Below are 23,691 nucleotides of genomic sequence, written 5' to 3'. Positions count from 1 at the left end.
CAGCGCAGCCGTAGCGAGCTGCCAGAACACCAAACTCAGCCGACTTTTGCGCGTGCGCGACGACATCATCAATCCTGGACCAAGAAAGCTTTAATCGTGAGGCAGTTCGGACGACGGTGTAATCAGGATGGGAAGAAGCTTGTAGGACGGCGTTTTCGATTGGATGTCGTGATGGCCCAGGGGAAACAGCGGATTCGTTTCAGGGAAATACGCCCCGCATGAGCTTCTCGGGATGTTGTATTCGACGACGCGGAATCCAGTAACTGTTCGTACCCTCTCCTCCTCGATCGCCGTGGTGAGATCGACGCTCATGCCATTTGTCAGCCCCATTGCGGCTATGTCTTCGCCATTCATGAAAACCACTTTCCGCGTCCCCTCCACACCGCGGAACCGGTCGCTATAGCCGTAGATAGTCGTGTTGAATTGATCGTTTGAACGCAGGGTCGCCAGATGTAGCACGTCACTTCTCCCGGAGGTCGAGAGATCAGGAAACAGCTTGTCGGGCGTGATGAAATTGGCCTTGCCACTGCTGGTGACCCATTTGCGCTCCCGCGCCGGCAAGGGCCGCGGAAAACCGCCGGGCTGGAACAGCCGCTTGTTGAAATCTCTAAAGGTCTCAGGATAGGTTGCCTCTATCGCATCTCTAATCGTCCCGTAGTCGCCAACCCATTGATCCCAGGGAACATGGGTTTCACCGAGCGTAGCCTTGGCGATACCCGCGACGATCGCGGGCTCGGACAGGAGATCGGGGCTAGCGGGCTTCGTTTTTCCGCGCGACCCGTGGAAGTGAGCGATCGAGCTTTCGATCGAGACGGCTTGGGGACCCGTCGCTTGCTGATCAACCTCGATCCGGCCGAGACAAGGCAGAAGGTAGGCGACTTCGCCATGCAGGACATGGCTGCGGTTAAGCTTGGTGGCGATTTGTACCGTCAGACGCAATTTCCGCCATGCCGCCTCCACCGCTTCAGTTTCCGGGATTGCCTTCAGGAAATTACCGCCGAGGCTCACGAAGGCGCGGCTCGACCCGTCGATGATTGCCTCACAGGTTTCTACAGTCGAGCGGCCCGTCCAGCGCGGCGGTTCGAACCCGTAGAGTTCAGCCAGCTTGTCGAGCGGTGCTAGGCCCGGTTTTTCCGTAATGCCGACCGTTCGTTGCCCCTGAACATTCGAGTGGCCACGCACCGCGCAGATATTCGCACCGGGCTTGCCGATATTACCGCGCAGAAGAGCAAGGTTCACCAACATATGAACGTTCTGAACGCCCATCAGGTGTTGGGTCAGCCCCATGCCATAAATAGTCAGCACAGCGTTTGACTTCGCATAGGTCACGGCCGCCTCGGCCATTTGCACTCGGGACAAGCCGGAAATGCGCTCGAGCTCCTCCCATTGATGTCCGCGCGCAGCTGCGGCAAATTCCTCGTAGCCGGCGGTGTGCTCGTTGATGAAATCGTGATCGAGAACATGCTTCTTGTCGGCGGCGGCCATCGAGGCGGCAAAAGCCACCATTGCCGCGCTTTTGGGATCGGCTGGCTTGTCGTCCTCACCCGCAACTTGCGACAGACTGGATGCCTTGAGCGCATCGTCGGCTTCGATTAGAGCCTTGCAAACGCCGAATAGCGCTGCGATGTCGCCGCCGTTCCTCACCTGATAATAGTCAGAGGATATCGTCGTCTCGTGCCCGGTCAACATCTGGGTCGGAGATTGTGGATTGACGAAGCGCTCAAGCCCCCGCTCACGCAGCATGTTGAAAGTGACGATCTTTGCGCCGCGATCGACCGCATCCTGAAGATCGTGCAGCATCCGAGGAGATGACGTGCCGACGTTCTGGGCGATGTAGAAAATGCAGTCAGTGTTCTCGAAATCTGACAGGATCGCCGTCCCAACGGACGCGCCGAGGCTTTCGGGCAGAGCCACTGACGAACTCTCGTGACACATGTTGGAACTGTCGGGTAGGTTGTTGCTGCCATACATTCTAGCAAACAACTGATACATGTAGCTGGCTTCCAGCGATGCCCGTCCAGAGGTGTAAAGATCGACCTGCTCGGGCGCCAGCGCCTGTAACTCCCTACCGATCTCGGCAAAGGCCTGCCCCCATGGAACCGGAACATATTTGTCGGACGCGGCATCCCATTTCATCGGATGTGTCAGCCGACCCTGCTCTTCTAGGTCGTGGTCGCGCCAGATTTCCAGCTCGGTCAATGTATGGGCGTCAAAGAACGCCCGGTCGGCACGGCGGCTGGTGACTTCCCAGGCCGTTGCCTTTGCACCGTTCTCACAGAACTCCAGCGGATGTGTTTTTGCGGGCTTGGCCCAAGCGCAACTGACGCACATGTAGCCTTCCGGTTTGTTCTGGTGGCGCAACAGTCTGACGCCTCGCACGGGCACATGTTCCCGTAGCAAGATTTCCTTGACGGACTTTGCTGACCCCCACCCGCCGGCGGGTCCAGTATAGGTACGAACTGTCGGCGTGGAAGAACTACCACTCATGACGGAGCCCTCCGCTTGCCTTCACACGAGACCCTACGCTTATACAACGGGTTCAAGCACCGCCTGCTCAATGTCCCATCCGCGCGGTACCCCTCGATCGCGACGAGCAAAGGCGGGTTGAGTGGGCTTGAGCAGACAAAGTGGGCGCCGTAACGCACTTGGAATTCAGAAACGGACGAAAGACTTCTAAAGTCACCAATTGCGCACTTTCGCTCCGACCTAGGCTCGTCGAGTGCAAGGCGCAAGCGACGCCCCCTTCCCCTTTGGAGAGAGTCGGACAAAAACATCGATGCCACCAAGACATTTGGCGGCGCATCTCCTGGCCCGTTGGCGTCCGATGAATGATGCTCGTATGCTAGGAGACCTGAAACGACAGCATCCGACCTGCTGCAGGAACGGTGAACGTTTTGACAGAGCGAAGATGGGGTTCTCGCCCCGATCTGATTGCTAAGTCCATCGGGGCAATAGGTCCGGCCGTATTTGATGTCCACCATTGTCAATCCTCAGACGCATGCAGCACACTAAGGGTACGATTGTATTCGCAATTCATGTGTCGGACGCCTCTCGCCTGGCTCACAGTCTCCTCCACCGGCTCCAAATTCCGGTTCGACAGCAGCGAACCGACACAGCCACTAATAGTTCCGTCGCCGGGAGAAAATTGGGCAGCGCGATGGCAAAACTTCCGGTTCGGCGGCAGCCGACCGTTGGATAACAGCGTACACCTTCAACGACACCCCGTGGAGTCCAAGCGACTTCGAGAGCCCGCTCAAATGGTGTGGAACAATCTGAACAGGAGCCGGTTGGGCGAGGGTCGATTAACGGGGAGAAGTGTGCGTTATGGCAGATGGAGGGCAGGGACCAACTTGGTGGTTTGCTTGGGTCGGCCACATCAACACAAATCTTGGGATGTTGAGATTTCTGGCTGTGCCAGTGACGTTTATAGTGGTTGGCGGCACCATAGCTTGGCTGACCTTTCCATAGCTGAATATTCCAAACGGAAAACCAGCCACAGCGATTGTAGTGACCCTAGAATCTGGGCCCGAATCACGGACGTCCACAGCCACAAAGGTTGTCCGTCGCCGAGATGGCGGGCAACGCTGGCTGATTCTTTAACGACGGAGCAGGAGTTACCGTACTTCTTACCCTTCGTGGTCTTCAGGAAGCGAGACATTCCTCGCAGATACCACAGCCATCAGTGTCAAGGACGGTTCGACGTCCACAGCAAATGCATCGCTCCGTACAATCACCCCCCTCGTCGCGCTGCGGCGGAATTATCTCCACCTCCGCGACGGCCATCAATTGCGCAACCTGGTCTTCCATCTCGAGGCTCCAAATTCGAGGACGGATCTGAGATAGTGAAAGCGTGGCGATGGACAAGGGGGAGCGCATTCATCGCCACCCCGTCATCTGCAAAAAAGCCTGAATCACCCGACCAGGCGATCAAGGTCCGTCAGGTTGCCGAGGGCAGCTACGTCGGAAGGTGCAGGTGCGGACGCAAGCTCGGAGGGATCGCGTACGCTTGCGATAACACAGGGGATGCCGAGTGCCCATGTTCAATGGCGACCGGCGTCACCGTTCGGCCGCCGGGCGGGCATCGAGAACGGCTGCATCAGGGCATTCGGCCTTAAGGAGATCAAATCGTTACGGACGGATCCGGCAGGCCCCAGAACGCCGAAATCGGTGTCGCAAGAGGGCACGAACATTTCGTCTTCGACCATTAGGACAAGCTTCCCGCGTTCGAGGTGGAACACCGCGGGATGGTCCATCAGACCTCATGTACATTGGAATTTTGAGGCGTGCCGTTGGACCTCAGGACTCGTATACGAGTTCCATCGCCCCCCAGCCTGTATCGATGCCCCCTCGATGAATTGCCTTCCATAGCCCTTGCGCGCGGGCGGAGAAACAGGTGGCCCATTCATCTCGCGCCACTCACAGTGGAGAAGGGGCGCCCATTGGCATCGGACTCGATCGCCTAATCGACGTGTATCTCGCCCCCCGGCATTGAGAGAGCGCCGTAATTCACGGCATTGTTCCCCAGTCCGTGGAGGATCATGCTGACGGCCATCACTATTGTTCCCGCGGTCTCGACCGACGAACCGCGGCATGAATTCGGCCTCCATCCATAACCCCGGTCCAATTTTTCAGGATTGAATGTCATTTCCGCACTCTTTTTTGGCAGCAAGTTCGTGCGCGTAAAGCGAGGTCCTCAAGAACCATCCTTGCTTCCCTTACCTTGCCGGCGGCTTCTACCATCGTCGCCGATCTTCAGAGATTGTAGCAAACATAACGCGTCCCAAGCGGATTTATACCGATGACCGCAGTTGGAACAAAAACGCTCAAAGCCTGTTCAAGCTTGCGGAGCGCGAGGAGCCCTTATATGCAGGTGTTCCGCCACGGAAGGACACCCCCGTTGGAACACTCAATTATTCCGCTTTTCGCGGGAAAACACGTACTTATCGTTGAAGACGAATACTTCCTAGCTGATGAAACCCGGCAGAAGCTGGAGGCGAGCGGAGCCATCGTGGTCGGCCCGGTCGCAACCGTTGGCGCTGCGCTCGAGCTACTTGATACAGAACAGGTCGATGCCGCGATTCTCGACATCCATCTGGGCGATGAGCTCGTGTTTCCTGTCGCGGAAGAACTCGAACGACGCGATATCCCGTTCGTGTTCGCAACGGGATACGACCCGTCAGTCCTTCCCGTGAGGTTTACAGGGTTTGCCTTGTGTGAAAAGCCTGCTGAACTTGAGGATATCGCAAATGCACTGTTTGGTAACTCTGGTATCGAATTGCATTAGGTCTGTACTTCCTAAGGATCCAGTGCCTTGCTCAACTGGATCCGCGCCCGATTGACCCTGCTTTTGATGGTGCCCACAGGGACATCACATTCCTCCGCAGCGGCTGCGTAGCTTAAGCCCTGGATAAGAACGAGGTCGACGACGACCCGGTGATTGTCGGGCAATGCGGTGATTGCTCTCTCCAACTCGCGTCCTTGGATTTCCCAGTCTTGTGTCGGAGGTGAAGACGCGCGCGCAGCGCAGTCGTCGACTTCACCGACCTGCTCTCTCCTGGCGACTTTGAACTTCGTACAAAACGTGTTTCGCATGATCGTGAAAAGCCATGATCGAAGCTTCGTCCCTTGTCGGTAACTGCCTGAATGTGCGATCGCCTTGGCCAAAGTCTCTTGGACAAGGTCATCGACATCGATCGTGGATTTGTGAAAGCGACGCGCGAACGCGCGCAGGGCCGGCAGATTTTCCAAAAGTTCAGCGTCGGTGAACCCTGTCATGCGATCAGACATTGTTTCTCTCCTCAACGGAAAACAACTAGATCAAGCCGACCTCGTTCCACACGCCGCGAACTTTTACTACGGTTCGCCCGGCCGACGTCCAACCCTCAACGCATCAGCTCTACACGACTTGTTGGACGTTCTCAGCACCAAACAGCAAACCGCCTCAGCATGGAACACTACCTTGGCAAAATTTCCCTCTCTTCGCAGCCGGTTGCAAAGTAAGGGGAAGCTTTGTCCGCAATTCCCTGCTGTTCAAACCTTTGCGCGTTCGAGCGAGGATGATCAGAAAAAGCGTTTGATATTCTGGATTTACTGCTTCACCGCCATGCTGCGGGTATGTCGCGATCCTAACAACCGGCTCGCATCGGCAAAACTTTTTTCTCAGTGAGGGAACCGCGCGGACATCGCGTGGTTAGGCCACACGTCGCCGAGGAGCGACGCTCAAAAGGAGGAATACCCGATGACTAATCAACAGCAGGGCGGTGGCCAGGGTGGCCAGCAGGGCGGCGGCCAAGGCGGCCAGCAGGGCGGCGGCCAAGGCGGCCAGCAGGGCGGTGGCCAGGGTGGCCAGCAAGGCGGCGGCCAAGGCGGCCAGCAGGGCGGTGGCCAGGGTGGCCAGCAAGGCGGCGGCCAAGGCGGCCAGCAGGGCGGCGGCCAGCGATAGCATCATCGAAGGAGGGAGGCCCGCTGGGTCTCCCTCCTTTTCTACTTCGCTTCCGCCCACGGACTGGAACGACTCTACTTCAATAAGACCTCGGGCATTTTACCGAAGGCTGGGGTCCGTTCTCACTTGCACAGGCTACTGTATGTGATGGAATGTAACCGCCCGATTGCTACCGCATAGATTTTGCTTTGATGCAGAGCGACGAGGAGCTCGTCGTCAACAAAGCTGTCGAGGAAGGGTGTAGACGGAGATGATGCTGCCATAGATTATCATCGTTGGGGACGTTTGCCTCAACAAGCTCCGGGTCCTCTTCGAGAATTTCTGCAACAAATTTGATCGTACGGACGTGCGTAACTGTTGCCATCAGGCTGCCTCGGCAGAGTTTGTGACGAGCGGTGACCAGATCCACGGCAGCAGCTCGTCGAGTCGATTGATTTTGTGATCGTGGATGCGATTAAGCACATCAGCCAAGTATCCCTGTGGATCAAGGCCATTCATCTTGGCCGTCTCGATTATCGCAATGGCCCGCACCAAAGTCTCCGGCCCCGGTGTCGGTTCCCGCGAATAGCCAGTTGCGCCTTCCAACGCCTATCGGATGCAGAGCCCGCTCGGCAGCATCGCTGTCGACCGCTACGCGACCGTCTTCGACGAACAGGCAGAGCGAGGACCATTGCATCGCGGTTCCCCTTGCACAAATTCCCCGTTACAAAACGTCTTGCAATCCGAAGGCGACCGCATCCCTCAAATGAGGTAGAGTTTGCGCGATTGCTCTTTTGATTTTTTCGCTGTGTTGGAACACAATGCGCCTGAACACGTTTGGTATCGCTTCAAAATGTCAACTCGATGTATTCCCATGATTTTGGTAGTCAGCGCTATTGTGATCGCCGCATTCGTGTTCGGCACCGCTTTTGGGCACGGCATCAATCCTGGCAAGCGCTTGAAGCTCAAGGCGGTCGAAAAAGATTTGTCTCAGGCGAACAAAGAACTTCGCAACGGCTACCGCGACGATTGAAGAATACCACCAAATTTTCGAAGATTGGGAAAAGCGCAACGCTTCGCGTAAGTCGGCTGTGGTCTTAGAGCCTGGCTGAAAAAGAATTGAGTGAAATCAGCCAGTTGTGATTCCTTCGGATTTTCTTAGGATTCGATGGAGACCGCAATGGGTTGGACTGATTTCACCCGTCGCCAATATGGCCGACGGAAAGGTCGTTACGCAAGTGATCTGACGGACAGGGTGTGGTCGCTGGTCGCTCCGTTTATGCCGAGGCCACGCAGGCTCGGTCGACCGCGCAAGACGGAATTGCGCGAGGTTCTTAACGCAATGCTTTATATCGCGTCGACCGGATGCCAATGGCGGATGCTTCCGAAGGATTTTCCACCCTTTTCAACCGTTCAGGGTTACTTCAACGAATGGCGCACGACTGGTTTGTGGCTGAGGATCAATCATCATCTCGTTATGGAGACGCGAGAGCTGGAAGGAAAAGAAGCCTCACCAACCGCAGGGGTGATTGACAGTCAGAGCGTGAAAACCACTGAAAGCGGTGGGATTGCAGGCTATGACGCGGGCAAGAAGATCAAAGGCCGCAAGCGCCATATCGTCGTCGACACGCTCGGCTTGATGGTAGGGCTGGTCGTTCACCGTGCTGATATTCAGGACCGCAATGGTGCAGCGACGACTCTCAAAACTATCCTCAGACGCTGGCCGTGGCTCAGGCATATCTTTGCTGACGGTGGCTATGCCGGACCGGAACTGCGGGCGGCGTTGCGCAATGTCGCGAAGTTCACGTTGCAGATCGTCAAACGAACAGACAAGGCAAAGGGCTTCGAGGTGCTGCCGCGTCGCTGGGTCGTGGAGCGCACATTCGCCTGGCTTGGAAGATGCAGACGACTGGCCAAGGATCGGGAGAAATCAATCGCGTCCGCTGAAGCCTGGATGCTGGTCGCCCACATCCGCCTTCTCACCCGTAGGCTCGCAAGATACCATGTTATTGAGTTCTTTTCGAGTCAGGCTCTTAGCGTTCAAACGCAACCCCTGAACCGAACAGCAAAGAAACGGCAGAGCGATGGTGCGGGCTGAAATATCGCTCTGCCGCGAATGGCTCAGCGGGAGACATCGCTATGAGCCATCGTTAATATACATCAAGACGCTGTGGGTAAGCAAATCTTGGCTTCAGCGAGTGGCTGTCGTATCTTCACGCGCTAATAAACGATGAGCGAAAACGCTATGCCACTTTACTTTTTCAATGTGCGTAATGGTGACTATTATAATGAAGATACGGAAGGCTTAGAATTGCCTGATGTAGACACAGCACGAAAAGAAGCCAAGGACGCCGCTCGCGAAATGCTGGCAGAACAAATCGCGCTCCGTGTGCCGGTTTGCGGTCAAACCTTGGAAGTGACCGACGAATACGGCGACATCCTCTTCACCCTGTCCTTCAAGAACATAATGCACAGTTGAGGGCGTCTCAGCCAGCTTCCCGCAGCGGCTACAAGAAAACACGGCAGAATGACGGGAAGGGTTTGCCGCCACTCTGCCGATGCTCACAGCGAAAATGGGGTCTCGCCACTTGAGCAAAAACTAATCTAATACAACGAATGAAATGCAATGGATCAAGATGAACGGTTATTTCGCTTTAGCAGCGCGTTCTTCAACCGCTTCCCAACCGGCAATCATTTCACTGAGAATGACATGTGTTTCTTGCAGCGACGTTCCCCGCGCCTGCTCGACTTCTACACGCGCAGCCCACAATCGAACGACAGCCTCACTTGGTCGCTTGTTGACCATAATATCTCCTACCCCGCGCAACGGAAGGATTATACGCCTTTAAGTAGCCGAAGGCAATTCTAACGAGGTTCGGCACACATTACGAATGGACTGCCAAATTGGACATCATAGCGGGCGGCACGTCGAATATGTCCGGGAATCAGCCAGCATGAGCGCAAACGACCGGCGAAAATACGCCATGTGAATCGTCGTTGGTTCGTCTGACAATTTCGCGCTCTGGTACGAAAACGTACCCCAAGAGTGTTGTTGCCCCATAACGAGGGCCTTCTCGGCGGCGAGTGTCTGGGGTGTTTCGGCGAGTTGCCTGAGGATGGTGGCTGGCTTGCGTCGCATGCGCACCCGTTTTTCTTTTCGTTCATGCCGTCAGTTTGCAGGTTTACGGAGGTGAAGCAATCTGGCTGACCGCGACAGTTTAAAATGGTAGGCCACGCATGATCGCTTCAGCTCTTTTCGCCGGGGTACTCCGAGTTTTTTAAAAGAGTTGCCAGATGGGCTGTGTTGCGCGCGAGCATCGAGATCATTGTTTGAACCGCCTCCGGCGTCTGCTCCAGATCGACAAAGTTCGTCGAGCCCATCGCCTCACCCACCCAGTATGCGACCGCGTTGGCCGGGATGGTAAAGCCGACGTCGTTTAACGCCTGATAGACCTCAGCCGAAACATATGGGCGCCGTCTTCATTGCCGACAACGGCTACGGCCGCGACTTTCCCGTAAGAGACCATCCGCCCCCGATCATCCGTCTCTTCGAGAAACGCATCCATGCGCTCAAGCGCTCGCTTGCATACGCTCGACGGCTGGCCGAGCCATATCGGTGTTCCGATCAGAAGAATGTCCGCCTGAACCACCTTTTCACGGATTTCCGGTCAGGCATCGCCCTCGCCATCGTCCGAGGTCACACCGGGCCTGATGTCGTGGTCAGCCAGACGGATGGCTTCAAATTCAACGTCGTGGTTCTTGAACTCTTCTGCGATGAGCTCCAGCAACTTTCCTGTCGAGGACGCTTCCGATGCATTTGAAGATTTCAGGGTGCTGTTAAAGGCAAGGGCTTTCAGCGGCATCAGATTTTCCTTCAGTTGATGAGAGACAAAGCGTTAGTCGTGAGGATCCGGTCGATCGCAATCGGCTTTGCGAGGTGCTACGATCCCTATACCCGCACCTCCGACAGGAAGTCCTCGGTCTTCATAAGGTCGAGCTGGACAGAAAAGCGGTCACCCAGCAAATCAATGGCGGTGTCGTGTGTTTCGTCAGCGCCGCTACAGACGGCATCGCTGAGCATGATCACGCGAAGTCCACGGTCGATGGCGCCAAGCACGGTCGCAAGCACGCAGACGTCGGTCTCACCGCCAGTGACGACGACGGTCTGAACCGCCTCGCTACCGAGGTGAGACAACAGTCTGCCATCTACCCATGGGGAATAGGTCAATTTGTTGAAAACGCGAGCCGGGGGAACGACGGCTTGCAAGGGTGGAGCCAACCCGAACAGCTCCTGCGGAAGATGCTCACCGGTCATCATCCAACATTTGCGGTAGTACTCTTTCCAACCCCCGGCCGCTTCGTTAGCTCGGGCGGGCGTCATGAAACGGGTAAATATCGTCCGCTCCGCATATCGGTGTGAGACTTCCGCAAGCTGGGGGAGGACACGCGTCATCCAAGGCACGTGCCAAGGGGTATCTTCAGCAAACATTCGCTGCGCATCCACGCAGATTTGCCGCCCTTTTCCGATATCCCTCATTTTCTCCTCCATTAAAACCGACAAACCTGCGGTAAGATCGGAAGTTCCCCTTTAGTCAGGAACATTGTCCTTCAGCTCCTTGAACCATATCCACTCGTTTCACCTCCCCCTCCGTCCGCCAGCAAAAGACGGATGGTCAGACGAAATAGGTGGGGGGTAAAAATTGGGCTCTGACGCGCATATGGTGCCATTCTCTCACGTCGCGCCGATCAGGCGGGCTTGAAGCAGATCAAGCTTTCCGCGACCGTACATCTGGCGCTTCACCAGCTTGAGCTTAGTGATCTGCCCCTCAGTTTGTCCGTTGGACCACGGTGAGACGATCGCAGCTCGGACTGCCTGACCGGTACGGCGCACGATTTCCTTTATCGTCACACCGTCCTTTGCGAACGCCATGCCGCGGTCAGTAGCTTGGGATTAACGCGCGTTGCGCCGAGTGTCTTGCGGATTTGCCGCATCGATTTGCGGACGGTGTCCAGGAATTCACGGCTGGCATTTTCCATCAGATGCCATCGATCAGCGACCTGCACTGCATTAGGCAACGCCTTTGCTGCCGCCACCCCGTAAGCGCCGCCACGGTCACGCGCAATAATCTAGATTTGAGGATTTCCCCGCAACCCGGCCTCTGCCGTCGCTGGCTCACGGTCCGGTATCAGACGGATCGGCCGCCGACGCTCCAGGTCACACACGATCGGGCCCTAGCGATGATTGCGCCGCCAGGCCCAGTCATCAATGCCGATCACCGGGGTGGGATCGATGATGGTAACCCTTGCCTGCGGATAACTCGTAGCAAGGTGTCGTTACTGACGGGAAGCATCAGCCGCTGGGCAAACCGCGCTGCCTGGCGTCCTCCAAGTGCAAGCGCTAAATGGTGGACAAGATGTTCGAGACGCCCGGTTCGTCTGGCGTAGGGAGGCAGCACATCGACGAACCGCTCGGAGAAAATTTGCCTGCCGCAGAGCACCGCGTCAAGGGTAAAGCTCCGTGTGCGGACAAGAAGTCGGACACGCCTTCCCGAAAGGGGGAGGTCAGCGACCTGGCGGCAATAGCGGCTTCTAACCGTCGCGACATTCGTCCGCACGCCGGACATGACGCAGTAGCGCCGGCTCGGGAAAGTAAGATGCAGGTCTCATCTTCAATGGGGGGATGCGTTCGGCGATGAAACCTGCCGGTACAAAATCAGATGCGCGAAACTTGGTGCTCATCAGGCTGATTCGTTTGTGGAAACCATCAAGGCAGCATCGTCACGACTGCCTCAAAACTGAGTCAGATGGGATATTCGGCTTGAACCCTATATTTGGCAACAGCGACTGAGGGGCTGCGCTTCGAGCTGATGATGGAACGTGGTCTATATGAGCAGCCACAAGCATCATGAAAGGAAGCGCAGCATGATGCCGGACTGGACGTTTCTGTGAAAGAGACGGCGATCTGCATTATCGAAGAAACCGGGAAAATTTGCCGCGAGTTGAAGGTTACGAGCCACCCAGACGATCTCGTTTCGTCTCTTAGGAACCGTGCATATAACCTTGTTCGGATAGGGCTTGAAGCTGGTCCTCTGTCTCAATGGTTATTCAGCGGTTTGACTGAAGCTGGGTTGCCTGCGGTTTGTATTGAGACCCGCCCCACCAAGGCTTTCTTGAAAGCGCAGGTGAACAAGACCGATCGCAACGATGCCCGCGGCATCGCACAAATGATGCGGGTCAATCTGTTTCGACCCGTTCACGTGAAGACGTTGACGAGCCAGAAACGCCGCGCTTTGCTGACAGCAAGTAAGCTTCTGCAGGAGAAGGCGATTGCCATAGAGAATGATATCCGCGGATCGTTACTCAACTTCGGCCTGAAGGTAGGATCATCGGAACGGTCGGTTTCGAAGCTCGCATACCCCGGCAAAAACGCTCCGCAGGTCTTTAGCCTAGGCACCGTCGCTCATAGCAACCAGCCCCAGTTCCGCCGATAGCCATGGATCCACCGACAGATCCTTTCGGATTAGCCCATGACTCCAGCGGTTGCGGGACTGAGGCGCATGCCAAGGCGGACAATCGACAATAGGATACCAGCAAATACCAACCACGTTGGCCCCGTGGAACCTGGCGATATCGACCTGTTCGCTGACATGCCGCAACCAAGTGCCCTTGTTCAACCCCGGATAGCGGTGGTGATGGACGGGATGGCCATCATGCCAGCTGGTTTCCGACACCATGATTGGTTTTCTGTAGCGGCGCCAGGTCGCCATTAGCACCTTCACGAGCGACGTCCGCGCCGTGTGGGGTAGTAGTTGACCCCGATAACATCGACATGAACCGCGGAGACGATCGCGTCGGTCGCTTCGAACTGACGGTCGCCCACACCGGTGATGGGATCGTTTGTAAGGATGGCGACATCGGGATGATGATCTCGTGCCACACGAGCCATGCTGATCGCCATTTCGATTGCTTCGTATCGCGGCATCCCAGCGATCGACGGGTAAAGAGATGGCTCATTCACAGGACAAAGCCACAGCCTGCCCGGGCCATTCACGGTCAAGGACGCCTCGGCAGCAATTCTTGCGCAACGAACCGGGTCCTGATTGCGATGGTAATGCGAGAGATCCCAGATGACCTCGATGCCGGCACGCCTTGCAGTAGCAAGACGCTCAACCACATGATGCCCCGGCACGAGCCCGTCACGCACGGTCGTCATCCGATGTTCACGAGCGATCCGGTAATGATCGAGCATGCGGGATTGTGAGGTGTGGCGGGTTGTGACAAGGAGGTCATGGCGACCGCCATGCACCAAGCCGCACTCGAACCCCGCTATCAGCGAGCTCTGAAAGACCGGTTTGGCTTGAAAAGGAAGGGTATGCTGCAGATGATGTAATCCTTGCCGTGGCTTAATTCTACGAGGGCTGGCATCGCACGAAATCAACCTCGTTAACGCGCTCAAGTTCGAAGAAATAGACGCGGTCGTCGCCTTCGATCACCATAGCTCCCATGACGCGATTATCATCGACCTTACGGAAATAGTCGACGATGGGCTGGGTGTCATAGACCATTGCAGCACTTAACACCCCGTGAAACGGAACGCCCTTCAACGAGGCTACCGGACCTTTGGCTCTCAGCCTGCGCAACAGATAGGAAAACAGGTTGCTCGCGGCTCGGGTCCTGCCGAGCTTGTGGAAACGGAGTGCAAGACGGAGCCGAATCCGGGCCGGATCGATGGCGACCAGGCGCTTATCGCCTCCGCGGAACAATAGCGCATCAGCACGCATCTGAGCCGAAAACCGTTTGCCAAATCACCCGAGGTTTTCGAGCACGCCGTCCAGAGTGTTGCCGGACGGAATACCCCGCCCCGTCCACAGTCCAATCATCTCACCCGGCTCCACAGGTGGAAGCCCGTGAAACCTTCCATCTCATTCATCGTCTACCCGCTCAACGGAGTCTCCAATCGACCCTCATCATCCTGCCGTCGCTGCTGCGCACGCCGGTTCGATCTGGCCTTCTGCCGTGCAACCCTCAGCTCGTCCAGATCCGGGAACCACCAGCCGCGAGCCACTTCCCGCTCGCCCGGCGGCGTTCGGGCTGGCCAAGTCTATTGGGAGCTTAAAAGAAAACGTGGACACAATTTCCGGCTCTGCTAGTTCGCCCTGCGTATCGGTGAAGATGACGATGCCCGCATGCGTACCGATGGCACGCTTAAATAAATGTCGCTTTACGCCTGGAAAGTCATGGCTCCCCGCAAGGCCGCCCCCACGAGAAGTTCGCCACGCTGGATGAACTGGAAGTATATCTGGTCGCAAGAGGGCTTCAGGGCGCGAGCCCGGCGCAACCTATCGTCGAAGGAACCCATTGAACGAAGAAGGGTGTTCCCTTGAGGGGTCGAGCTCCGCACCGGCGGGTAGGCGCGTACCGCGTAATTGATAGGTTAGGGTCCTCCGGGAGTGGGACACGGCCTGGGAGACAGGAACGATCATTGACCGCCGAGTTCGAACAGCGGACATGGGAAGGGTTAAGGTCATTGTCACCAACCAGACTGAGATCCATCCCTATCTGCCGGCTCGCACCTGCGGTGGTGCGATAAAGGGAGGTCAGGTTAATCGCTTGGCTTTCATTGCTGGACACGCGCGTTGCGAATCTGGAACCAAAGTTAATTTGAAACATTCCTCTTGCGAACTAACGCAGAGGAGAAGAACCATGAAAACGCAAATCTTGATCGCGTCCGCCGTCGTTCTCAGCATGATGCCTATTTCGGTACAGGCCGAAGACAGCACGGCAACTGGAATGGTGGGAGGCGCCGCAACTGGCGCTATTATCGGGGGTCCGGTTGGAGCAGGAGTCGGGGCAGTCGTTGGTGCTGTTGCAGGCGCTGCTCTTGAACCGCCGCCACAGAAAGTGGTCACCTATGTACAAGAGCAGCCGGCCTCACAGTCGATCGTTCTTGAGCAGCAGGTGGTTGTCGGCCAACCACTCGCACGCGAAGTTGTATTGACGCCGGTCGCTGAAGACCCGCGTTACGCCTACGCCATCGTCAACGATCAACGTGTGATCGTGGATCCGAAAACGTACACAGTGGTACAGGTTGTTCAATAAGCGCGGAAACGATAATCACGGAAGAGGTCGGGCAATCACTCGGCCTTTTTCGTTCAGGCAAATTGACTTGGCTGCAGCCGTCCGCAAATTGGCCCGCATGACTGATATCTCTGCCTTGATTCCAGAACTCATCCGCGCTGCAAACCAAGTGAGCAAGTTGACCGTACTCGAAAAGGGCAGTCTCCTTGGAAGGTCGATCGTAGCTATTCGAGAGTTGAATAGTTGTGCGGCGATAAGTGAAAATCCGTTGGCCTTTAACGAAGTTGTCATTTTGCAAGTTGCTGCTGCCACAATTGACAGCTTGCCAGACGAGGGCGTGACAGCGACCTTTCTTAAGGCGGCTGACAGTCTCCGCAACCTAAACACACTTCTGCGCGCGGAAGACAGGCGGTAAACAATCGCGCAGGAGTTCGCCCAATTTGCTTTTCCGATTGACTCCCCCCGCCGTTGGCAAATCATCAGCACATGTCCACCACAACCGATTTTATCTCCGAATTAATCCGAGCCGCGAATGAAATCGGCAAGGTCAGCGTCGGTGAGCGCATGAAGCTCATGTCCAGAGGATCGCGCACCATTCGCGAGATGAGATTGCAGACCGGCGTCCGGCATGGTCCCGGAAAGGACGCACTGAACGACCTGGAGATTGCGGCGCTGAAATGTGAAAAGGGGTCAGACGACGATGCCAAGGCGGTCCTGCTTGGGATGGCTGCTATGATCCGGTCCCTGAAGATTGTGCTGGATGCGAAGGATGAGGTTTTGAGGGGCGGGGGATAACCGACAGCCCGTGTCGCATGGCGGATTATTTTAGCAACCGTACCGGAATCGCGGAATCCGGCCTTCCCAATTGCCTGAACTTTCTTATTGTTGCGGCGCGCTGCCCTCCCACTCTCTGGGCCGCCACGTCCCTGCATCTGTGTGAGCCTATCCCAGAAGCAGTTTTGCCCCGCCCTTCCCGGCGGGGTTTTTTCTGCCTGCTCGACAGGACGCTCAAACCTCCGCCACTCGAAGGTATTTATCCAGTAATCCATGCAATCGGAGAACCAAAGCAAAAGGGCCTCCGATGCTAATCTAAACGGAAGCCCTTCCTTGCCCACAGCGTTCGAGTTCCGCAGGCTGCTCAACCAACATCGCTGAACGCCGCACGTCAACTGGTTTCTGGTGTCTGAGGGGACCGGCGCGGCGAAGGGTTGTGGTTTGAAACACGTTCCGAAGTCATCCCCCCAAAGCCAACCGATTCCGAAATGAAGATCAACCAGCGGCTTTGATCTTGCGCGCGACCATGCGGCGATCCCGGTCGATCAGTTCCAGCTCGGCGAGCCACAACAGATAGCCGGTATGATCCACCCTCGGCAGCACTCTGTCTGACGACCTTGTCGTATTCGCAGCAACGTCGGCAGCTTCACCACTTTGAGATAATGGGCAAGCAGGATTTGCGGCGTGTCGCTCGTGGGTGCGCTCCCGACAGCAGGCTCAGATAGTTGCCCGGTGAGGCCGCGCGAGCGTTGGGCAGTTAGGGGTAGACGGTCATGTCGAGCCTTGGCGGTATGCGCTCCACATGGCACAACATCCAATGCTTGACGGCGTCAAAGCCGATCGTCCCGCGTTCCAGCGCCGCCTCGATGTCCGCGATCACCTGCTCCTGCCGAAAGACCTCCATCAAGCGCAGAACCTGCACGAAGTCACGCTTGCCCTTTTTACCCATCCGGGCTTCCATCAGGCGACGGATGGTGGCGAGCATTCCGGCAGGTTTCAATCTTGCAGCGGCGCGGCCTGATCCAGCGCATTGGTCTTTCGCTCGATCAAAGCGAGATAGCGGAAGGGGTCGAAGACGAAGTCCTCCGTCTCCCAGGATCGGTAATGGCGGGCGATCTCGTTGGCCGTCCGTCAATTGATCTCGAATAGTCGCGCGGCCTCTCGGCGGCTCATACCGTCCACCATCACCGCATGGCGGACAAGTGCATAAAGTTCCAATTGCTTCATGCTCGCCCTCTGCAAAACGCAGAGGAACAACCCAAGTACCGTCGCTCAACGACCGTCTCCGACCCGACTCTCAGGCCGCTCCCGTAGTGCACTTTCTTACAGGCGTTATCAAGAATGGCCCCTCCGAACACGCCGGTGCATTTCGAGCATTGGTGCGCTGCATTGCACACTTGACAGCTGCCTATTGGTATGGCCTCCCAATAGCACAACAGTAGCAATGCGGCCCCGGCCGCTCCCCGCAAGGGCCTAAATGCTTGGTTGGTCAAATGCCTCCAGCGCTCCGACCCGATGGTCACTGTGTAGACGCCTGATGGAACTAACCCGGCGTTAGGGTTATTTGATAAGGTGAACGTCGGCCGAAGGTACGCCCTCGCTAGACAATAAAAAAGTCATCGGCCGTCAAGCCCTCTCGATTTTCTACCGTGGCGAAAAGAACGCGTCCGCCCGCTCCGCTGCCGTTGCTATCGTAATAGAGCTTTCCCGTATCGGTATCGTAAATAATTCTATCATCGCTATCGACTGCCAAGCCTGTTGTATTAGCCTGGAAAGCCGCGCTCGCAAGCGCTCCAGGGGTCGTTAGAGCCGTGAAAATAGCATTTTCCAAACGTATGGTGTCCGCGGCTGCTTCGAAATCTTTTATGATGTCAACGTTTGTTACGGAATTGAGGGCGGTGTTGAACAGGAACACGTCGTTTCCCCCTTCCCCGCGGAGTTGATCGTTGCCCCGACCTCCAGACAGGAGATCATTTCCATCGCCTGCGTTGAATTTGTTGTCGAGGGCATTCCCGTACAGTTTATCATCCGCGCTTCCTGTGCGCGCACCCTCAATACTTTTTAGGGTGTCAGTTTTGCCAAACCCGTCGGTAGCCTTTTGGGTTACCAGATTGACGGTGACGCTGCCTGTGCCGCCCCGGTTCTCGTCCCTGTCGTATCGAACGACATCAAAACCACCACCGCCGTTGATCGAATCACGACCGCCTAGACCCATAAACTGTTCATCTCTGACGGAGCCGACAAAGCTGTCCTTAAACTGCGTTCCACGGAAATGTTCGAACCCGGAGAAGGTCTCGGCATTGCCCCAGGCATCGATCACAGTGCCTGTGGTGGAGTTTAGCGCGATGCCTCGATAGGCTGACGCGGTATAATATGCATCATCGAAGGCAAGCGTGTCGTAGTCGCTCCCATTGCCGTCATAAGTGTCCTTGCCTTCGCCACCTTGGACGAAATCGCCCCCTGCTCCTCCAATGAATTTGTCATTACCGGCATATCCTACCAGCGTCTGATCGCCGGCGTTTCCTCTTAGCGTGTCGTTGCCGCGCATAAGGAACCGCGCCAAATCGTACTGATTAAAGCTTGCGGCAGCATCAAAGAAAGTTTCCAGCGAGACGTTCAATCCCGTCAACTGCTGCATCTTGGTGGTACCGTTGTTGAGATAAATGACCATTCCGGTCAACGTACCTCCGGTAGCGTGGCCGCCTGCGTCAAATGTGAACCCGCTGCCGGAGAGTTTTAATTTCAATCCATTCGACAGGTCGAACTTGATCGCTGTAGCGGCCCTCGCCGTCTGAGTGGCTTGATTGAAATTAACAATTTCATCGAAGAACGGTAGATAGTCGAAACCTGGTATGGGAGGGCTGTAGTGATCTGGATAAACATGACCCGGAAAAAACGATTTAAAGTTTGCCACGGATATATCCTCCCATTTAACGAGCTCCGCACATTAGGTCTTTATAATATACCCTTAACTGGAGAGCAATATGTATTGGTAATTGCAACAGCCGGCGGCCTTGGGATGCGCGGATTAAACAGGGCAGCCATGCAGCCTGTTAGAAGAACTCAGCACAGGGCCCCGGTTGCCCGACCAACGTCGCATTAAGTGCCTCTCCATGGGAACAATACCAACGTCTTCCGGTTTCCCGCGGAACGGAGGAATTGCCATGATCAACCAGCCCAAATTTCCGGCATCCAATGAGGACCGCCATCTTTTGTGTCCGGAAGAAGTAGACGGGCCACTCCAAGACATACTCGACCAAGCCAACACCCATGGATGGGCTACGCTTGAGGCAATATCTGCCATGGAGGAGGTTCTGAAAAACCTGCGCATCGCCTATGCCGAAGACCCCGATCCGGCAGAAGGCCCGCCGAACGATAGCGGTGATGTCAACGATTTCGGCGAATTTCCCGCAGCAGAAGGGCTTTTGAAAGCGACGATCGAAGGCAAGGATAAGCCATGACGATATATGCGTGGACCATCAAAGTGCCGGGCCGCCAGGATGTTAAGCACGTCACGGAGCTTTCCGAGCTATGCGATTTTCTGCGTGTCATGGCCCTTCCGGGCGGGGCGCCACCGGAATTCGTCACCCTTGACGCAGAAGTCTCCGATCATGGCACGTATATCCACAACAAGGGCAGCAAGGACGAATGGTCGCTAACGTGGACGAAGGTTGACGGCGAAACCGAGATTATAGACTAAATTTCGGCTGACGCAAAAAGAGCCCCCGCCGTTACCAGCGAGGGCCTAAATTTATTCGTGCTCAAATGCACCGAGCGCCCTACCTTACCCGACGCGACCAAGTTGGCCCATCTTCGCCTCCCTGCTCGTTTACCTCTTGTTAAGGTTATGCCCTAAGGGTAAACGGCGGCGTTTCACCCGCATCAGCCAATCATCGTTTTCGGATCATCTCCTTCTCAAGTTACCACGTCGCCGGGCAACACGGTCAGGGCGAGCTGGGTTTCGATCCAGGCCCCAAAAAAGCCACCGTTCATCGGGGCATCGATGATCCAGGGCGCTGTCAGGCAGTGACAGCGCAGGCCGGCGATGAAGCAGTGGCTCTTCCACGCGTCGAACGGCGCATGGGTACACTATCTTCGGCCCCTTGCAGGCCATCCCGTTCGTTTTGTCAGCTTCGTGTTATGTCCTGAAACTGCATGATTCTCTCCGGCGTCATGCGCAGCACGGCAAGCATTGAGAAGCTCGACATGCGCGAGCATTCGATAGATCGCGATCCAAGTGCTGATGACGCGGGAACAGGCAAAGCTGGATGCTACCGAAGTCCATGAAACGGACGCAAGCTGAAAACACTCTGATTTATGCGGCGACATTCTTTGGGGCGCCGTTGATGACCAGGCATATCAACCGCAACAGCCCATGCAGATCATCAGCCAGCGAAACGTGTTCTCATCAAACAGGGCGTGGAATACGCGAAGGAAGGTTGTTCGAAAACCGGGTCCGGCAGCAACAGAGAGATACCCCACGCGGTCATGATCGTGCCCATATCCACTCCGTCATGCGCAGCCCGAAACGGTGCTGTATGCGGGTCCAGATTCCCGGTCCGCGTAGCTTTCCGCTATCATCATTTCTGCCCCGGCGCCGCGTCGATGAATGGCCGCTTGATCAGGGCGTAAAACACTGCAACAGGCCAACGATTGCCGAGACGATGATATGAGGTTTTCACCCTGGATAGCGTTATGTTGGGGCGAAAAACAGCCTGTGTGAACATGGCCCCCGTCTCCGAGACCCTGAGATGCCGGACGATGACGGAACGTCATGTGTAATATCCATCGCATGCTCCTTGCACGAGGCGTAAGCCGCGCAAATTGATGTTGATTTTGTGAAAACTTGGGGTGTATTTTCACTTCACCACGGTGCAGCATTGGTGAACTGGGAGGGTTGACGGATGCATCCGTTTCGTTTTCGGTTGAGTGTTTTTCAAAATGGGGCTCTTGCGAGAGACCCGGAATTGATGAGCCGGGCGGAGTTGCAGGACGCCCTCCTTCGTGCCTCGATTTTTGACGAAGCGAGAGTGAACTTCATCGTCTCGACTGTCGATGAACAGGGCGCTTGTGAGATGGTGAACGGGGACGACCATCCCAAATATCTGATAGAACGAGTGATGGATTAACCAGAAAATCGAGCCCCTGGCTCAGCCTGCGCCGCGCGCCCTCGATTTCTGCCATTGGTGGAGCTGCGCTGGCTCGCAGTCACGCGCTTGTCGGTAGACTTCCCCATGCGCTGCGATATCATCCTGATTTTGACATGTAGGGAGCCTGGAAATGGCGGCAAGTCGCAAAGCCCGCAAACTGCCTCATGATAAAGTTCAGGAAGTGCTGGACTATCAGGCCACAAAGGACCGTCGTCGCTCCTATCCTTCCAGGAACCAAAAGGGGCTGCTTTCTGTCCGCATTGATCAAGATGTTATCGATTATTTCAAAGGCACAGGCGAAGGCTGGCAGTCTCGTATCAACAGCGTGCTTCGCCAAGCTTCTGGCATTGACGATGTGTCCTTTACCGCCAATGATTACAGCGATTTTTGATCACGGCAGCCTCTGATTTCACCTTGCCATTGGTGAGCGCCTGAGCGAATTTCTCGTGGCATTTTTAGGACTGGCATGGAAATCTTTGTGAGGGGCTGAGATGAACGAAGATGATAAACTGATGGCAGAGATTGCGCGCCACGCCGACCGAGCAGCGGAGAATGCCTCGCGCGAAATGGACCTGAGAGCCTTAGCCATCAGCCTTGGGCCGCGCTTTCACCATCGGACAGTAGAAGAGATTCAAGAGCAGCTCATCACTGTTTGGCGTGCTCGCCGTCTGGTCTGGCGGGTTTGAGCGAAATCATCTCTCCTCGCCGGTGGGCCATCCGCATTCGCGAACTGGCGCGACGCAATTCTGGTCCAAATGGACAGATGCCCCCTTTACGGTCCCCTGCACACATTCTGGCCGCCCCGATAGTGTCAGCGACTTCCCTCTTTGCGATGCATGTGACGGCGATTGACTGCCGGGCGGTTAAGCCCGGATTTCGCGCTACCGCATTCGTTCGGGTTCAAGGGATAGCCCTGGTTGTCGTAGCTCTCGCGATAGACCGACCTAAGATATAACTAATGCGTCGTGCTGTTAATCATGGCAATCAGTTCGATTTGCGAGCGGGGTACCCCGCTTGTACTCGCTGATTAGTATCGCGGCTCCGCCGTGCGTCACGGCGAAAGATGTGATTCTGAAAGCACCAGGCGTCCAGAACGATCTGCAACATGGTGAAGTCTTTGGCGGTATTGCGGTCCCGGAAATTTGCATCATTGTCCGCCCAAGGAACTGACACTGGTGGACGCCGCCTCCTCGCGAACTGCCGCAGGAGCATTTTCAGCCAGAACTGGCAGCGGCACAAGGTAATCATGACGGGTTTTGTGAAGTACGTAGCCGATTTTCGCGACCCCAAGATGAGGAAATCACGGCGTGGGTGCTGGGGCACGTCGCAAGCTGGAGTAACCACCTTGCTTCGAGTTCTGAACAAAATGAGGAGTCCTCATAATAAGCACCAAACGAGAATCCGGAAGATAACGATCTGGAATCTCAGGACGCGCTCGAACCGTTATTACTAGCCATTATCAACGAGGCCATCGAAGCCGGATGGGCCCGCTAGCAGCTGATCACCTCTCAAGGTAGCCTTGTCGATAATCTTTGATTTGAAGATCAAGCCTTCCGGATGATCCTAGCTTAAAAGATAGAGCTACCGGCGGTGGGACCGTGTTGTAAACGCCCCGTCTCTGCCTGGATGGGTCGTTGTTCTGAATGTTTTGCCCGGGTTTGCCACTCGCTCAAGTGACCAGCCACCTTTCTCCACGACATCGTCCAAATAGGCGACGATTTTTTCATCAATGTTGGGCACTGCGGCTGCAACGCGGTTGCAATGGAGGTAGTAGGGCTCGCCGGTCTTGTCGCTCTGCCCCGCATGTGCCTCCATGGCAATTTCGATCGCTCTGTCCAATCGGTGCATTATCCCCTCACGTCTTTGACTTAGGTACGAAATGCGACTTGCAGGGTACCGTTTCAACGTTCTGCGATCAACTGCAGGGCAGCTGTCGCGACGAAACAGGTACCTCAACCCAACGAAAAACTGTCTGGACCGCTGTGAGGCATGGGAACATCATATCTGCTTATTGGTTTTTATGCAGGAGGATCGTGTCATGACCAAACACATTGATAACCGTCAGACTAGCCATCACGCCAAACCAGTTTATGACGTCGGTGAGCATTGCAAGAAAAACGACATTGAAAAGGCTGAAGCCCGCAAAATCTCACAGATGCTAGGCCGCTTCGCCAGCCGACACGAGCTTGAGATCAACGCTCCGCCACGCAAGCCGAAGCATCGAGCGTAGTAACCGGGAAAGCGAATGTCGGGCCACGCAAGGGGCGG

General features: G+C 55.9%; 23 protein-coding genes and 7 pseudogenes. 16 read left to right on the top strand and 14 right to left on the bottom strand.

Annotated elements, in window-relative coordinates; genetic code table 11:
* Nucleotides 1-90: 90 nt before the first annotated feature.
* Nucleotides 91-2,487, bottom strand: coding sequence for an FdhF/YdeP family oxidoreductase (locus ASC96_RS17955; RefSeq protein ID WP_060504499.1), 2,397 nt, complete (start codon nucleotides 2,485-2,487; stop codon nucleotides 91-93).
* A 1,553-nt stretch (nucleotides 2,488-4,040) separates the two neighbouring features.
* Entirely contained in the window at nucleotides 4,041-4,253 is a 213-nt protein-coding gene (locus ASC96_RS17950) for a hypothetical protein (protein WP_060504498.1), read from the bottom strand.
* 611 nt (nucleotides 4,254-4,864) lie between these two features.
* Here ASC96_RS17950 and ASC96_RS17945 point away from each other — a divergent pair.
* A complete protein-coding gene (locus tag ASC96_RS17945) occupies nucleotides 4,865-5,284 on the top strand; it encodes a response regulator (protein WP_060504497.1) in 420 nt (139 codons plus the stop codon).
* Between the two features lie 11 nt (nucleotides 5,285-5,295).
* On the opposite strand, the gene ASC96_RS17940 is transcribed toward ASC96_RS17945, so the two are convergent.
* Nucleotides 5,296-5,787, bottom strand: coding sequence for a sigma-70 family RNA polymerase sigma factor (locus ASC96_RS17940; protein ID WP_060504496.1), 492 nt, complete (start codon nucleotides 5,785-5,787; stop codon nucleotides 5,296-5,298).
* Between ASC96_RS17940 and ASC96_RS32780 the strand changes: the two genes are divergently transcribed.
* The gene (locus tag ASC96_RS32780) at nucleotides 5,774-6,166 is read left to right on the top strand and encodes a hypothetical protein (RefSeq protein ID WP_156397634.1); all 393 of its coding nucleotides are present in this window, start codon (nucleotides 5,774-5,776) and stop codon (nucleotides 6,164-6,166) included. The genes ASC96_RS17940 and ASC96_RS32780 overlap by 14 nt on opposite strands.
* Before the next feature lie 72 nt (nucleotides 6,167-6,238).
* On the top strand, nucleotides 6,239-6,442 hold the full coding sequence (locus ASC96_RS31935) for a hypothetical protein (RefSeq protein ID WP_200956638.1): 204 nt from the start codon (nucleotides 6,239-6,241) through the stop codon (nucleotides 6,440-6,442).
* A 363-nt stretch (nucleotides 6,443-6,805) separates the two neighbouring features.
* On the opposite strand, the pseudogene ASC96_RS17930 reads toward ASC96_RS31935, so the two are convergent.
* Nucleotides 6,806-7,097: pseudogene (locus ASC96_RS17930) on the bottom strand (transposase domain-containing protein); the annotation flags it as partial.
* 198 nt (nucleotides 7,098-7,295) lie between these two features.
* On the opposite strand from ASC96_RS17930, the gene ASC96_RS32775 reads away from it, so the two are divergent.
* The 3 genes and pseudogenes from ASC96_RS32775 to ASC96_RS17920 all read left to right on the top strand — a co-directional run bounded on the left by ASC96_RS32775 (nucleotide 7,296) and on the right by ASC96_RS17920 (nucleotide 8,900).
* Nucleotides 7,296-7,454 (top strand): hypothetical protein, encoded by a 159-nt coding sequence (locus ASC96_RS32775; protein WP_156397632.1) that lies wholly within the window; start codon nucleotides 7,296-7,298, stop codon nucleotides 7,452-7,454.
* A 147-nt stretch (nucleotides 7,455-7,601) separates the two neighbouring features.
* Nucleotides 7,602-8,423 (top strand): annotated as a pseudogene (locus ASC96_RS17925) (IS5 family transposase); the annotation flags it as partial.
* A 228-nt stretch (nucleotides 8,424-8,651) separates the two neighbouring features.
* Entirely contained in the window at nucleotides 8,652-8,900 is a 249-nt protein-coding gene (locus ASC96_RS17920) for a hypothetical protein (RefSeq protein ID WP_244482149.1), read from the top strand.
* 165 nt (nucleotides 8,901-9,065) lie between these two features.
* On the opposite strand, the gene ASC96_RS32770 is transcribed toward ASC96_RS17920, so the two are convergent.
* The 5 genes and pseudogenes from ASC96_RS32770 to ASC96_RS33900 all read right to left on the bottom strand — a co-directional run bounded on the left by ASC96_RS32770 (nucleotide 9,066) and on the right by ASC96_RS33900 (nucleotide 11,485).
* The gene (locus tag ASC96_RS32770) at nucleotides 9,066-9,227 is read right to left on the bottom strand and encodes a hypothetical protein (RefSeq protein WP_156397630.1); all 162 of its coding nucleotides are present in this window, start codon (nucleotides 9,225-9,227) and stop codon (nucleotides 9,066-9,068) included.
* Between the two features lie 440 nt (nucleotides 9,228-9,667).
* Nucleotides 9,668-10,284, bottom strand: a pseudogene (locus ASC96_RS17910) (NAD(P)H-dependent oxidoreductase).
* 86 nt (nucleotides 10,285-10,370) lie between these two features.
* Nucleotides 10,371-10,958 carry a cysteine hydrolase gene (locus tag ASC96_RS17905; RefSeq protein WP_060504492.1) on the bottom strand — a complete coding sequence of 196 codons (588 nt, stop codon included), beginning with the start codon at nucleotides 10,956-10,958 and terminating at the stop codon, nucleotides 10,371-10,373.
* Nucleotides 10,959-11,153: 195 nt separating this feature from the next.
* On the bottom strand, nucleotides 11,154-11,351 hold the full coding sequence (locus ASC96_RS33905; RefSeq protein WP_244482159.1) for a hypothetical protein: 198 nt from the start codon (nucleotides 11,349-11,351) through the stop codon (nucleotides 11,154-11,156).
* Nucleotides 11,327-11,485 (bottom strand): hypothetical protein, encoded by a 159-nt coding sequence (locus ASC96_RS33900; RefSeq protein WP_244482153.1) that lies wholly within the window; start codon nucleotides 11,483-11,485, stop codon nucleotides 11,327-11,329. The genes ASC96_RS33905 and ASC96_RS33900 overlap by 25 nt, the downstream gene beginning before the upstream one ends.
* Before the next feature lie 869 nt (nucleotides 11,486-12,354).
* Between ASC96_RS33900 and ASC96_RS17890 the strand changes: the two are divergent.
* A pseudogene (locus ASC96_RS17890) lies at nucleotides 12,355-12,804 on the top strand (transposase); the annotation flags it as partial.
* A gap of 392 nt (nucleotides 12,805-13,196) precedes the next feature.
* Here ASC96_RS17890 and ASC96_RS17885 read toward each other — a convergent pair.
* On the bottom strand, nucleotides 13,197-13,670 hold the full coding sequence (locus tag ASC96_RS17885) for a hypothetical protein (protein ID WP_156397628.1): 474 nt from the start codon (nucleotides 13,668-13,670) through the stop codon (nucleotides 13,197-13,199).
* 160 nt (nucleotides 13,671-13,830) lie between these two features.
* Nucleotides 13,831-14,325: pseudogene (locus ASC96_RS17880) on the bottom strand (DUF4334 domain-containing protein); the annotation flags it as partial.
* A 799-nt stretch (nucleotides 14,326-15,124) separates the two neighbouring features.
* Here ASC96_RS17880 and ASC96_RS17875 point away from each other — a divergent pair.
* From ASC96_RS17875 to ASC96_RS17865, 3 genes are all read left to right on the top strand, one after another.
* Complete coding sequence (locus tag ASC96_RS17875) at nucleotides 15,125-15,520, top strand: DUF1236 domain-containing protein (protein ID WP_060504489.1); 396 nt, start codon at nucleotides 15,125-15,127, stop codon at nucleotides 15,518-15,520.
* A gap of 67 nt (nucleotides 15,521-15,587) precedes the next feature.
* The gene (locus ASC96_RS17870; RefSeq protein ID WP_060504488.1) at nucleotides 15,588-15,914 is read left to right on the top strand and encodes a hypothetical protein; all 327 of its coding nucleotides are present in this window, start codon (nucleotides 15,588-15,590) and stop codon (nucleotides 15,912-15,914) included.
* A 71-nt stretch (nucleotides 15,915-15,985) separates the two neighbouring features.
* Nucleotides 15,986-16,294 (top strand): hypothetical protein, encoded by a 309-nt coding sequence (locus ASC96_RS17865; RefSeq protein ID WP_060504487.1) that lies wholly within the window; start codon nucleotides 15,986-15,988, stop codon nucleotides 16,292-16,294.
* 736 nt (nucleotides 16,295-17,030) lie between these two features.
* Here the strand turns inward: ASC96_RS17865 and ASC96_RS33890 are convergent.
* Both ASC96_RS33890 and ASC96_RS17855 read right to left on the bottom strand, forming a co-directional pair.
* Nucleotides 17,031-17,392: pseudogene (locus ASC96_RS33890) on the bottom strand (IS21 family transposase); the annotation flags it as partial.
* 481 nt (nucleotides 17,393-17,873) lie between these two features.
* Nucleotides 17,874-19,187, bottom strand: a complete 1,314-nt coding sequence (locus ASC96_RS17855) for a calcium-binding protein (protein ID WP_060504485.1) — start codon at nucleotides 19,185-19,187, stop codon at nucleotides 17,874-17,876.
* A gap of 250 nt (nucleotides 19,188-19,437) precedes the next feature.
* Here ASC96_RS17855 and ASC96_RS17850 point away from each other — a divergent pair, with 250 nt between their 5' ends.
* Nucleotides 19,438-19,734, top strand: coding sequence for a hypothetical protein (locus tag ASC96_RS17850; protein WP_060504484.1), 297 nt, complete (start codon nucleotides 19,438-19,440; stop codon nucleotides 19,732-19,734).
* Nucleotides 19,731-19,973: a hypothetical protein gene (locus ASC96_RS17845; RefSeq protein ID WP_060504483.1), complete on the top strand. Its 243-nt coding sequence runs from the start codon at nucleotides 19,731-19,733 to the stop codon at nucleotides 19,971-19,973. Before ASC96_RS17850 ends, ASC96_RS17845 begins: the two co-directional genes overlap by 4 nt.
* A 221-nt stretch (nucleotides 19,974-20,194) precedes the next feature.
* Here ASC96_RS17845 and ASC96_RS33885 read toward each other — a convergent pair.
* A pseudogene (locus tag ASC96_RS33885) lies at nucleotides 20,195-20,353 on the bottom strand (IS630 family transposase); the annotation flags it as partial.
* 824 nt (nucleotides 20,354-21,177) lie between these two features.
* Between ASC96_RS33885 and ASC96_RS17840 the strand changes: the two are divergent.
* The 4 genes from ASC96_RS17840 (at nucleotide 21,178) to ASC96_RS17815 (ending at nucleotide 23,653) form a co-directional block, all read left to right on the top strand.
* On the top strand, nucleotides 21,178-21,402 hold the full coding sequence (locus ASC96_RS17840) for a hypothetical protein (RefSeq protein WP_060504482.1): 225 nt from the start codon (nucleotides 21,178-21,180) through the stop codon (nucleotides 21,400-21,402).
* 151 nt (nucleotides 21,403-21,553) lie between these two features.
* Nucleotides 21,554-21,814 carry a BrnA antitoxin family protein gene (locus ASC96_RS17835; RefSeq protein ID WP_060504481.1) on the top strand — a complete coding sequence of 87 codons (261 nt, stop codon included), beginning with the start codon at nucleotides 21,554-21,556 and terminating at the stop codon, nucleotides 21,812-21,814.
* Nucleotides 21,815-21,914: 100 nt separating this feature from the next.
* Nucleotides 21,915-22,109 (top strand): hypothetical protein, encoded by a 195-nt coding sequence (locus ASC96_RS17830; RefSeq protein ID WP_060504480.1) that lies wholly within the window; start codon nucleotides 21,915-21,917, stop codon nucleotides 22,107-22,109.
* 1,352 nt (nucleotides 22,110-23,461) lie between these two features.
* Nucleotides 23,462-23,653, top strand: a complete 192-nt coding sequence (locus ASC96_RS17815) for a hypothetical protein (protein WP_060504515.1) — start codon at nucleotides 23,462-23,464, stop codon at nucleotides 23,651-23,653.
* Nucleotides 23,654-23,691: the final 38 nt, after the last annotated feature.

The organism is Rhizobium sp. Root1204, assembly GCF_001424965.1.
GTDB lineage: Bacteria > Pseudomonadota > Alphaproteobacteria > Rhizobiales > Rhizobiaceae > Pararhizobium.
The sequence above is the reverse complement of the archived record's forward strand: the minus strand, read 5'-3'. Positions and strand labels throughout refer to the sequence as shown.